Annotated in this window: 11 protein-coding genes and 1 pseudogene; 4 read left to right on the forward strand and 8 right to left on the reverse strand. The window is 70.5% G+C overall.

Annotation, left to right across the window (positions count from 1 at the left end; all coding sequences use genetic code 11):
- Positions 1 to 14: 14 nt before the first annotated feature.
- On the reverse strand, positions 15 to 968 hold the full coding sequence (locus tag ACFUNE_RS36935; protein ID WP_383577273.1) for a LysR family transcriptional regulator: 954 nt from the start codon (positions 966 to 968) through the stop codon (positions 15 to 17).
- Between the two features lie 62 nt (positions 969 to 1,030).
- Between ACFUNE_RS36935 and ACFUNE_RS36940 the strand changes: the two genes are divergently transcribed.
- The 4 genes from ACFUNE_RS36940 (at position 1,031) to ACFUNE_RS36955 (ending at position 4,516) form a co-directional block, all read left to right on the forward strand.
- Positions 1,031 to 2,338, forward strand: coding sequence for an MFS transporter (locus ACFUNE_RS36940; protein ID WP_383577275.1), 1,308 nt, complete (start codon positions 1,031 to 1,033; stop codon positions 2,336 to 2,338).
- 99 nt (positions 2,339 to 2,437) lie between these two features.
- Positions 2,438 to 3,145, forward strand: coding sequence for a L,D-transpeptidase (locus tag ACFUNE_RS36945; RefSeq protein ID WP_383577277.1), 708 nt, complete (start codon positions 2,438 to 2,440; stop codon positions 3,143 to 3,145).
- A 97-nt stretch (positions 3,146 to 3,242) separates the two neighbouring features.
- Positions 3,243 to 4,229: a sigma-70 family RNA polymerase sigma factor gene (locus tag ACFUNE_RS36950; RefSeq protein WP_383577279.1), complete on the forward strand. Its 987-nt coding sequence runs from the start codon at positions 3,243 to 3,245 to the stop codon at positions 4,227 to 4,229.
- Positions 4,230 to 4,231: 2 nt separating this feature from the next.
- Positions 4,232 to 4,516 (forward strand): hypothetical protein, encoded by a 285-nt coding sequence (locus ACFUNE_RS36955; RefSeq protein WP_383577281.1) that lies wholly within the window; start codon positions 4,232 to 4,234, stop codon positions 4,514 to 4,516.
- 7 nt (positions 4,517 to 4,523) lie between these two features.
- On the opposite strand, the gene ACFUNE_RS36960 is transcribed toward ACFUNE_RS36955, so the two are convergent.
- From ACFUNE_RS36960 to ACFUNE_RS36990, 7 genes and pseudogenes are all read right to left on the reverse strand, one after another.
- The gene (locus ACFUNE_RS36960) at positions 4,524 to 4,865 is read right to left on the reverse strand and encodes an STAS domain-containing protein (RefSeq protein ID WP_383577283.1); all 342 of its coding nucleotides are present in this window, start codon (positions 4,863 to 4,865) and stop codon (positions 4,524 to 4,526) included.
- Positions 4,866 to 4,886: 21 nt separating this feature from the next.
- A pseudogene (locus ACFUNE_RS36965) lies at positions 4,887 to 5,063 on the reverse strand (Uma2 family endonuclease); the annotation flags it as partial.
- 139 nt (positions 5,064 to 5,202) lie between these two features.
- The gene (locus ACFUNE_RS36970) at positions 5,203 to 6,480 is read right to left on the reverse strand and encodes a thymidine phosphorylase (RefSeq protein WP_383577285.1); all 1,278 of its coding nucleotides are present in this window, start codon (positions 6,478 to 6,480) and stop codon (positions 5,203 to 5,205) included.
- A 136-nt stretch (positions 6,481 to 6,616) separates the two neighbouring features.
- Positions 6,617 to 7,018 carry a cytidine deaminase gene (locus ACFUNE_RS36975; protein ID WP_383577287.1) on the reverse strand — a complete coding sequence of 134 codons (402 nt, stop codon included), beginning with the start codon at positions 7,016 to 7,018 and terminating at the stop codon, positions 6,617 to 6,619.
- Positions 7,015 to 8,304, reverse strand: coding sequence for an ABC transporter permease (locus tag ACFUNE_RS36980; protein ID WP_383577289.1), 1,290 nt, complete (start codon positions 8,302 to 8,304; stop codon positions 7,015 to 7,017). Before ACFUNE_RS36980 ends, ACFUNE_RS36975 begins: the two co-directional genes overlap by 4 nt.
- Positions 8,301 to 9,416: an ABC transporter permease gene (locus ACFUNE_RS36985; RefSeq protein ID WP_383577291.1), complete on the reverse strand. Its 1,116-nt coding sequence runs from the start codon at positions 9,414 to 9,416 to the stop codon at positions 8,301 to 8,303. The genes ACFUNE_RS36980 and ACFUNE_RS36985 overlap by 4 nt, the downstream gene beginning before the upstream one ends.
- Positions 9,413 to 11,029 carry an ABC transporter ATP-binding protein gene (locus ACFUNE_RS36990; protein ID WP_383577298.1) on the reverse strand — a complete coding sequence of 539 codons (1,617 nt, stop codon included), beginning with the start codon at positions 11,027 to 11,029 and terminating at the stop codon, positions 9,413 to 9,415. The genes ACFUNE_RS36985 and ACFUNE_RS36990 overlap by 4 nt, the downstream gene beginning before the upstream one ends.
- Positions 11,030 to 11,355: the final 326 nt, after the last annotated feature.

Genomic DNA, 11,355 nt, shown 5'->3' on the forward strand with positions numbered 1-11,355 from the left:
TGGTTCGCTCCGGATCAGTCCGGCAGCAGGCTCCCCCGGCGCGACAGCAGGAAGCGTTTGAAGGCGGCCACCGGCGGCGTGTCGGGGTGGCCGTCCAGCCAGGCGACGCCGATCTCGCGGACCGCGCGCGGCGCCGTCACCGAGAGCTCGACCACACCGGGCCGGGCGACCGCGGGCGGTGGCAGCAGCGCCACACCGAGCCCGGCAGCGACCAGGCCGCGCAGGGTCTCCGCCTCCTCGCCCTCGAACGCGACCCGCGGGGTGAAGCCCGCCTCGGCACAGAGATCGTCGGTGATCCGCCGCAGCCCGTAACCGGGTTCGAGGGTGACGAACGCCTCCTCGGCGGCCTCGGCGAGGCGGATGCGGCGGCGCCCCGCCAGCCGGTGGTCGTCGGGGACGACCAGGCGCAGCCTCTGCTCGTCGAGGCGCATGGCGACGAGATCCGGGGCGTCGGGGACGGGCGAGGTGAGACAGAGATCGAGACCGCCCGCCCGCAGCCGGTCGAGCATCGCCTCGGCGTAGTTCTGGACGAGCTGGAAGCGGACCCCGGGATGATCGGCGCGGAAGGCCCGGATCAGGGCGGGCACGGTCTCGGAGCCCATCGTGTGCAGGAAGCCGAAGGCGACCTTGCCCGCCGTGGGGTCGGCGTCCGCGCGCACCGAGTCGGCCGCCTTCTCCACCTCCGCCAGCGCGCGTTCGGCCGAGCCCAGGAACGTGCGGCCCGCGGGGGTGAGCGAGACCGTGCGGCCCCGGCGTGCGAACAGGGCCACACCCAGGTCCTGTTCCAGCCTCACCATGGCCCGCGACAGCGTCGACTGCGGGACGCCCAGCTCGTGCGCGGCACGGGTGACGTGCTCGTGTCGGGCCACCGCCTCGAAGTACGCGAGCCGGGGTGCGAGGACGGCCCGGATGTCTTCTTCGTAACTGCTTGGTGACAGCCGAGGCTGTGAGCTGTACTGATGCGCCATGGGAACGATTATGAGGGTTTCATGCATTGGACGCATGAAACCGCGCGGTCTACGTTCGCTGTATGCCTCCTGCCAGTACCGGGGCGTCCACCATCGTGCTGGACGCCGCCGTTCCGTCTGCCCCCGCCGCCGTTTCCCCGGCCGTCCCGGACCGCCTCACGCCCGGCGGTCCCGGCTACCGCAGGATGAGCTTCGCGCTCTTCGCGGCGGGGATCGCGACCTTCGCCCTCCTCTACTCCACCCAGGCCCTGCTGCCCGCCGTCTCCGCGTCCTTCGGCGCGACGGCCGGCCAGGCGAGCTGGACGGTCTCCGCGGCGACCGGTGCGCTCGCCCTGTGCGTGCTGCCCCTGAGCGCGCTCTCCGAGCGCTTCGGGCGGCGCCAGATGATGACGGCCTCCCTGGCGGTCGCCGTGGTGATCGGGCTGCTCGTCCCCTTCGCCCCGTCGCTCGGCTGGCTGATCGCGCTGCGCGCGATCCAGGGCGCGGCGCTGGCAGGGCTGCCCGCCAGCGCGATGGCGTACCTGGCCGAGGAGGTGCGGCCCAAGGCCCTGGTGGCAGCGATCGGACTGTTCGTGGCGGGCAACAGCATCGGCGGCATGAGCGGCCGCATCCTCGCCGGCTGGATCGCCCAGGCGTGGGGCTGGCGCGCGGCACTCGGCGCGATCGGGCTGCTGGCCGTGGTCTGCGCGGTGGTCTTCCACTTCCTGATCCCCGAGGCGCGGCACTTCCGCCCCGCGTCGCTCAACCCGAAGGCCCTGGCGAAGACCGTCACCGGCCACCTCTCCAACCCGCTGCTGCGCCGGCTGTACGCGATCGGCGCCCTCTTCATGACGGTGTTCGGCGCGGTCTACACCGTGATCGGCTACCGACTCGTCGAGGAGCCCTTCGGCCTTCCGCAGGGCATCGTCGGCTCGATCTTCCTGGTCTACCTCGTCGGCACGGTCTCCTCCGCCGCCGCGGGCCGGCTGGTCGCCCGGCTCGGCCGCCGGGGCGCCCTCTACCTCGCCGTCTCCACGACGGCCGCGGGCCTGCTGCTCTCGCTGGCCGACCAGTTGCCCGCAGTCCTGGCCGGCCTCGTCCTGATCACGGCAGGCTTCTTCGCCGGACACGCGGTCGCCTCGTCCTCGGTGAGCCGTACGGCGACGACGGGCCGGGCCCAGGCGTCGGCGCTCTACCAGTCCGCGTACTACCTGGGTTCGAGCGCGGGCGGCACGCTCGGCGCCGTCGCCTTCCACGCGGGCGGCTGGGGCGGCACGGTCGCGCTCGGTGTCCTCGCGGTCCTCGGCGTCCTGTCGATCACCCTCTTCGGGACCCGGGCGGCACGGACCGAGCGGCTCCGCGCCGCCTGCCCGGCACCGGTGCACAACTGAGACCTTCCCACCACAACCGCCGCTCCCCTGTGCGCGTCCAACAAGCGGAGACACCAGTCCGCGGGCTAACGCGAAGGGGAGCAGGCGTACATGACGATCATGGGGAACATACGCGGCGTACGGGTACGGCGTGGTGCCGTCCTGTCCGTCGCCGGACTGGTGGCCGCGCCGGCCCTGGTCCTGGGCACGGGGACCTCCGCCCAGGCGGCGTCCTGCACGGCGTCGAAGGGCCCGTACCAGAAGCAGGTCGAGAAGTGGCTGGGGCGGACGGCCGACGGGAAGCAGTCGTCGGCGGACTGCACGGCGATCCGCTCGTTCCAGGTCGCGAAGGGCGTCACCCCGGCCATCGGGTACGCGGGTCCTGTCACCTGGCGGACGATGAAGACGATCACCGCACAGCAGGCGGCGGGCAAGACCCCGAACAAGGACAAGAAGTGCCCCACGAACAAGGGGCGGATCGCCTGTGTGGACCTGACCAGGCAGCTGAGCTGGATCCAGGACGGGTCCAAGCTGAAGTTCGGCCCGGTGCCGGTGCGCACCGGGCGCAACGGTGACGAGACGCGGACCGGCGCCAAGAAGATCTACTGGCGCAACATCGACCACTGGTCGACGCTCTACGACGTCAGCATGCCGTACGCCCAGTTCTTCGACGGCGGGCAGGCGTTCCACTCGGTCACCAAGTCCATGTACAACAACCCGGGGTCGGCGGGCTGCGTCAACATGCGCCCCGCGGACGCGAAGTCGTACTGGAACCTGCTGAAGAACGGTGACGACGTCCACGTCTACGGACGCAAGCCCGGCACCTGAGCAGCGGTTTCCGCGCTTCCCACCCCGGTTGTCAGTGCCCTGCGGTAGCTTCCACAGTGCTGGGTGAGCGGTGTCACAGCGCAACTGGGGTGGAGCGATGAGTGATCTGACAGCGACGACGGACATCGACAGCCGTCTGGAGGGACACCGGGTCGAGCTGACCGGTTACTGCTACCGGATGCTCGGCTCGGCCTTCGAGGCGGAGGACGCGGTCCAGGACACGCTGGTGCGCGCCTGGCGCAACTTCGACAAGTTCGAGGGCCGTTCCTCGCTGCGCTCCTGGCTCTACCGCATCGCGACGAACGTCTGTCTGGACATGCTGAACGCGGGCAACAAGCGGGCCAGGCCGGTGGATCTGACCGGCCCGACCCCGCTGGCCCAGGCGGCGCTGAACCCCCTTCCGGAGAACACCTGGCTGGAGCCGATGCCGGACGGGCGCATCCTGCCCTCGGTGGCGGACCCGGCGGAGGCCGCGGTGGCCCGCGAGTCGGTGCGCCTGGCGTTCGTGGCCGCCCTCCAGCACCTTCCGCCCAAGCAGCGCGCGGTGCTGATCCTGCGCGAGGTCCTGGCCTGGAAGGCGAGCGAGGTCGCCGAGCTGCTCGACACCTCGGTCGCCTCGGTCAACAGCGCCCTGCAGCGGGCCCGGGCGACGCTGTCGGACACGGAGAGCACGGCGCCGGACACCGCGAATCCGCTGGACGACGAACAGCGCAAGCTGCTGGACCGCTATGTGGCGGCGTTCGAGGGATACGACATGGCGGCGCTGACGGCGCTGCTCCATGAGGACGCGGTGATGACCATGCCGCCGTTCGATCTCTGGCTCCAGGGGCACGACGACATCACGGGCTTCATGCTCAGCATCGGCGCGAGCTGTGCCGGTTCCCGGCTGGTGGCGACGGAGGCCAACGGGACGCCCGCCTTCGCGCACTACAAGCCGAATCCGGACGGGCCGGGTTTCGTGCCGTGGGCGGTGCAGGTCATCGACATCTCGGACGGCGCCATCACCGCGATGCACTGCTTCCTGGACACCCCGCGCTGGTTCCCGCTGTTCGGGCTGCCGGACCATCTGGACGACACCGCGTGAGGGTGACACGTCCTGTGGTGATCGGCTGGGTCCTCCTGGTGGCGGGCGGCTGGGCGGTGACGCTGTGGCTGGGCGAGCCGTCCGCCACGGCGGGCCCGGGCCCCTCACCCGCTTCCAGCGCGCCGGGCGACCCCCGCGAACCGGGGCCGCAGCCGGAGAGTTCGTGCCCGACGTCGGCACCGTCCCCTCCGGAGAGCGCCGATCCTTCGCCGCTCGCGAAGGTGCCGGACGCCTACAGGGACGGGTACGCGGTGCAGGTCCTCTGCGACTACGCCGTGTCCGGCTGACCGTCGGTCACTCCGGGGCCGGCCGGATGTTGCCCACCACATCGGCCAGCCCCACCAGATCGAGCAGCGCCCCGAGTTCGGGCGGGACGTTGCGCAGCCGCAGCTCGACGCCTCCGGCCCGGCGGGCGACGAGTCCCAGCCGCGCTATCGCCTCGACGAGGGCGAGGTCGGGGCGTACGACACCGCCCACGTCGCAGTCCACAGCGGCTCCGGGGGCGTGAGCGAGCAGCGCCTCCAGCTCGGCGCAGAGCCCCGGCACATCGGCGCGGGCGATCCGGCCGGTGAGGACGAGGGCGTTCGGAGTCATGGCATCCACACCAGGGAGACCGGCGGGATGCCCGAAACTCATCGGCCCCCGGGCACGTGTGCCTCAGCTCACCGGGAGGATTCCTGTGTCCAGATCCAGACCGAAGGGCTTCGGCAGCGTCAGAGTCTCGCCGTACTCGACCGCTTCCAGGACCCGGTGGGTGCCGTCGCTCGGTTCCCCGTACAGGGTCGCGGTCGGGAGGCCGGTGTGCCACGGGTCGAGCAGCAGGAACAGCCCCACAGCCGTGGCCCGGCCCGGGGTTCGACACTGAGTGCGCTCATGGCGGTCTCCCCTTGTCGGTGCGCCCCCGGGTCCAGCATGCCGAACGGGACCGGTGGTGGTCCACCGGTCCCGTTCACCCGAAAGGGAAAGCCGCAGGTCAGGCGATACGCTCCCGCACCACCGGCGTGGCGGTGAAAGGGGTGCCGGCCGGGGCGATGTCGTACGAGCCGGGAAGAGCCTTCAGCGCGTACTCGAACTTCTCGGGGGTGTCCGTGTGCAGGGTCAGCAGCGGCTGGCCCTCGGTCACCGTGTCGCCCGGCTTGGCGTGCAGCTCGATGCCCGCACCCGCCTGCACGGGGTCCTCCTTGCGGGCGCGGCCCGCGCCCAGGCGCCAGGCGGCGACGCCGACGTCGTACGCGTCGAGCCGGGTCAGCACGCCCGAGGACGGGGCGCTGATCACGTGCTGCTCGCGGGCGACGGGGAGCTCGGCGTCCGGGTCACCGCCCTGGGCGGAGATCATGCGGCGCCAGACGTCCATCGCGGAGCCGTCGGCCAGGGCCTTCTCGGGGTCGGCGTCCTTGAGCCCGGCGGCGTCCAGCATCTCGCGGGCGAGCGCCAGGGTCAGGTCGATCACGTCCTGAGGGCCGCCGCCGGCGAGGACCTCGACGGACTCGCGGACCTCCAGGGCGTTGCCCGCGGTCAGGCCGAGCGGGGTCGCCATGTCGGTGAGCAGGGCGACGGTGCGTACGCCGCTGTCGGTGCCCAGCGCGACCATCGTGGAGGCCAGTTCGCGGGCGTCCTCGATCGTCTTCATGAAGGCGCCGGAGCCGACCTTGACGTCCAGGACGAGCGCGCCGGTCCCCTCCGCGATCTTCTTGGACATGATCGAGCTGGCGATGAGCGGGATCGCCTCGACGGTGCCGGTGACGTCGCGCAGCGCGTACAGCTTCTTGTCGGCGGGTGCCAGGCCGTCACCGGCCGCGCAGATGACGGCGCCGGTGGTGTCCAGGACGTCGAGCATCTCGGCGTTGGTGAGGTGGGCCCGCCAGCCGGGGATGGACTCCAGCTTGTCGAGGGTTCCGCCGGTGTGGCCGAGGCCACGGCCGCTGAGCTGCGGCACGGCGGCGCCGCAGGCGGCGACCAGCGGGGCGAGCGGCAGGGTGATCTTGTCGCCGACGCCACCGGTGGAGTGCTTGTCGGTGGTGGGGCGGGAGAGCGCGCCGAAGTCCATCCGCTCGCCGGAGGCGATCATCGCGGCGGTCCAGCGGGCGATCTCCGTGCGGTTCATGCCGTTCAGCAGGATCGACATGGCCAGCGCGGACATCTGCTCGTCGGCGACCTCGCCGCGGGTGTACGCGTCGATGACCCAGTCGATCTGCTCGGGGCTGAGCTCGCCCCGGTCCCGCTTGGTGCGGATGACGGAGATGGCGTCCATGGGATGGGAGTCCTTCCGGCCGGATGGGTGGGCGAGAGAGTCCCGTTGACTCTACGCGCATAGAGGGGAAACGTTCCGCCGCGCCGTCCGCGCGGGCCGGTGGGCCCGCGCGGAGAACGGCGCGGCAGCGGGGGTCCTACCCCAGGTGCTGCGGCCCGAACGACTGCGGCAGCATCTCGTCGAGCGTGCGGAGGCCGTCCGGCGTTTCGAGCACCAGCTCGGGCCCGCCGAACTCGTACAGCAGCTGACGGCACCGGCCGCACGGCACGAGCACGGAGCCCGTGCCGTCCACGCAGGTGAAGTGGGTCAGCCGGCCGCCGCCGGTGGCGGCCAGCTGAGAGACCAGCCCGCACTCGGCGCACAGGCTGATGCCGTACGAGGCGTTCTCGACGTTGCATCCGGTGATCATGCGTCCGTCGTCGACCAGAGCCGCCACGCCGACCGGGTAGCCCGAATACGGGGCGTACGCCCGGGACATGGCGTCCCGGGCGGCCTCGCGCAGCACGTCCCAGTCGACGGGCGGCGCGCTGTCCGTCACTTGCCCTGCCCCTTCCGGTAGCGCATTCCGTCCGCCTTCGGCATACGCAGGCGCTGCGCCGAGAGCGAGAGCACGAGCAGGGTGACGACGTACGGGGTGGCACTGACGAACTCGGTGGGCACCGTGTCGGTGGTGAGGTACCAGACCAGCACCGCGGCGGCGATGACCGCGCTGATGACACCGGGCACGAAGCGCTTGCGGTAGAGCTTCCAGCCCGCGAGGACCGCGAGCATCACCACGAGCAGCAGGAGCAGCGCGTGGACGGACTCGCCGCCGTTGCGCAGCTGGAGCGCGTCGGCGAAACCGAACAGGCCGGCGCCCATCGCGAGCCCGCCGGGCCGCCAGTTACCGAAGATCATCGCGGCGAGGCCGATGTATCCGCGCCCGCCGGTCTGGCCCTCGTTGTAGATGTGCGAGGTGACCAGGGAGAGGAAGGCGCCACCGAGACCGGCGAGGCCTCCGGAGATGATCACGGCGATGTACTTGTAGCGGTAGACGTTCACGCCCAGGGACTCGGCGGCGACCGGGTTCTCACCGCAGGAGCGCAGCCGCAGGCCGAACGAGGTCTTCCACAGGATGTAGAACGTGCCCACGAACAGCGCCGCGGCCACCAGGGTCAGCAGCGAGACGTGGGTGACGAGTCCGCCGAGGATGCCCGCGAGGTCGGAGACGAAGAACCAGTGGTGCTGCTCGACCGAGTGGAGCCAGTCGGAGAGACCGGGCACGGTCACCGTGGTGATGCTGTCGGCGGGCGGTGACTGCTTGGGACTGCCGCCCTTCACCGCCGCGTCACCGGTGTTGAACCAGAGCTTGGCGAGGTACGTCGTGAAGCCGAGCGCCAGGATGTTGATGGCGATACCGGAGATGATGTGGTCGACACCGAACGTGACGGTGGCGAACGCGTGCAGCAGGCCGCCGAGCATGCCGCCCACGACGCCGGCCAGGACGCCGAGCCAGGGGTCGGTCTGCCAGCCGGCCCAGGCACCGAAGAAGGTGCCGAGGATCATCATGCCTTCGAGGCCGATGTTGACCACGCCGGCCCGCTCGGACCACAGGCCGCCGAGGCCGGCGAGCCCGATCGGCACCGCCATCGCGAGCGCGGCACTGATCTGACCGGCCGAGGTGACGTCCTGGGCGCCGGTGATGGCCCGTACGGCGGACAGCGCGAGCAGGGCACCCGCGATGATCAGCAGTACGACGGGAAAACTGAAGCGGGTGCGCCCAGTCTTGCCGCCGGAGACCTTGGGGGCCGCGGGCGGCGGGGTGGAAGTCGCCGTGGCGCTCACGCCGACACCTCCTGCTGGTCGGAGTTGTGTGCGGCCTTGGCGGCGAGTTCCGCGCCGACCCTGCTCTGCTGGCGCTTGAGGCCGTAGCGGCGGACGACTTCGTAGGCGATGACGACGCACAGGACGATGACGCCCTGGATGACGCCGACGATCTCCTTGTCGTAGCCCTCGAATTCGAGCTTGCCCGTGCCGCGCTCCAGGAAGCCCCAGAGCAGCGCGCCGAGCGCGATGCCGACGGGGTGGTTACGGCCCAGGAGCGCGATGGCGATCCCGGTGAAGCCGATGCCGACCGGGAAGTCGCCGCTGTACTCGTAGCTGTCGTTGAGCAGCGTCGGCATGCCGATCAGACCGGCCATGCCGCCGGAGATCAGCATGGACGTGATGATCATCTTCTTGACGTCGACACCGCTGGCCTCGGCGGCCGAACCGGACTGCCCGACCGTGCGGAGGTCGAAGCCGAACCGGGTGCGGCCGAGCGTGAACCAGTAGGCGAAACCGGCGACGATCGCGATCACGATGAAGCCCCAGACGGGCGTCGGCGTGGTCGGGAACTCGAAGAAGTGCGAGGACTCCGGGATCGGAGTGGTGGAGATCTTCGTCCCCGCCTCGTCGAGGTGGCCAAGCCGGCCCTGCTGGAGGAGGTAGCCGATGATCGCCGTCGCGATGGAGTTGAGCATGATCGTCGAGACGACCTCACTGACTCCGCGGGTGACCTTAAGAATGCCGGCGATACCGGCCCACATCGCTCCGACGATCATCGCGGTGAGGATGATCATCGGGATCTGGAGGGCGCCCGGCAGGGTCAGCGCACCGCCGAGTGCGGCGGCGAAGAACGCGGCCAGGCGGTACTGGCCGTCGACGCCGATGTTGAAGAGGTTCATGCGGAAGCCGACGGCGACCGCGAGACCTGCGAGGTAGTAGGTGGTCCCCTTGTTGAGGATGTAGACCTGGCTGTCCGACTTCAGTCCGTACTCGAACATGATGCCGAACGCGCTGAACGGTTCCTTGCCGGTGACGGCGAGCACCAGAGCGGTGACCAGGAACGCGACCACGATCGCGAGCAGCGGGGCGGCGATCCCCAGGAGCAGCCGCTCCTTGTCGAACTTCTTCATCGGTCCTCTCCCCCGTCCCGGGGGTCGGTTTCGGAGCTATCGGCCGCGGAGTCGTCGCGGCCCGTGCCGCCCGGTGCTTCCAGGTGGCCGGCGGCCGCACCGGTCATCGCCGAGCCGAGCTCCTCGGGAGTGACGGTCGCCGGGTCGGCGTCGGCCACGAGCCGGCCCCGGTACATGACGCGCAGGGTGTCGGAGAGTCCGATGAGCTCGTCGAGGTCGGCGGAGATCAGCAGTACGGCGAGGCCTTCGTGGCGTGCTTCGCGGATCTGGTCCCAGATCTGCGCCTGCGCGCCGACGTCCACACCCCGGGTGGGATGCGCGGCGATCAGCAGCTTGGGGTTGTGGCTCATCTCGCGGCCGACGATCAGCTTCTGCTGGTTGCCGCCGGAGAGCGAGGCGGCGGTGACCTCGATGCCGGGTGTCCGGACGTCGTATTCGCGCACGATCCGCTCGGTGTCGGCGCGCGCCGCCTTGAGGTCGAGGAAGGCTCCCTTGCTGTTGGGCCGCTCGGTGACGTGGCCCAGCATCCGGTTCTCCCAGAGCGGCGCGTCCAGGAGCAGGCCGTGCCGGTGCCGGTCCTCGGGGATGACGGCCATGCCGTCCTCCCTGCGCTTGCGGGTGGCCGCACGGGAGATGTCCGCACCGTCGAGCGTGAGCGTCCCGGTGTCGAGGGTGCGCATGCCCATGACGGCGTCGACCAGTTCGGACTGGCCGTTGCCCTCGACGCCCGCGATACCGAGCACTTCGCCCTTGTGGATCGTGAACGTGATGCCGTCGAGCACGGCGCGCACCACGCCGTCGGGATCGGTGGCGGTCAGACGCAGGTCCTCGACGGCCAGCATCGGCGTGTCGGTGACGGTCGACTCCCGGGTCTCGGGCGAGGGGAGTTCACTGCCCACCATCAGCTCCGCCAGCTGCTTGCTGGTGGTGTGCGCGGGGTCGGCGGTGCCCACCGTCGTACCGCGCCGGATGACGGTGATCTCGTCCGCGACCGACAACACCTCGCCCAGCTTGTGGGAGATGAAGATGACGGTGAGACCCTCCGCCTTGAGCTCACGCAGGTTGTCGAAGAGCGCGTCGACCTCCTGCGGCACGAGGACGGCCGTCGGCTCGTCGAGGATCAGGGTGCGGGCGCCGCGGTAGAGGACCTTGAGGATCTCCACCCGCTGGCGGTCGGCGACTCCGAGGTCCTCGACGACGGCGTCGGGACGGATGCCGAGGCCGTACGCGTCGGAGATCTCCCTGATCTTCGCCCGTGCCTTGTCCCCGATGCCGTGCAGCTTCTCGGAGCCGAGAACGACGTTCTCGAGCACCGTGAGGTAGTCGGCGAGCATGAAGTGCTGGTGCACCATGCCGATACCGCGGGCGATGGCGTCGCCCGGGCTGCTGAACGAGACCTGTTCACCATCCACCGCGATGGTGCCCTCGTCCGGCTTCTGCATCCCGTAAAGGATCTTCATCAGGGTGGACTTGCCGGCGCCGTTCTCTCCGACGAGGGCGTGGACGGTGCCGCGGCTCACCGTGATGTCGATGTCGTGGTTGGCCACGACGCCGGGGAATCGTTTGGTGATGCCGCGGAGCTCTACGGCGTGGGGACTGCTGGACGCTTTGATGGCGCACTCTCCTTGGCAGGAGCGGAGGGCGGGCGATGTACGGAGACAGCGCGGGGACCGGTGGCGAAAAATACCGCGCTCGGCGGGCACTACGCGCGTAGCGCTGCCGAATCGTTGGCCACCCGGCGACAGGTGGCGACCATGGGCACGATACCGGCACACGCCGAGGGGGCCCGGCCCGGAGGTATACGTGAGTCGGGGTGCGCGCGGGCGGGCGCAAAACCCCCCGGGGGCCCCCCCAAAAACCAACGGGTAAAGGGGGGGGGTTTGTCGTGGTGGGTCCCGTGACGGAAGTGAAAATAAGCCCGGGGCTATTTGGCGGGGTT

It is taken from the genome of Streptomyces sp. NPDC057287, from assembly GCF_042667905.1.
Taxonomy (GTDB): Bacteria; Actinomycetota; Actinomycetes; order Streptomycetales; family Streptomycetaceae; genus Streptomyces.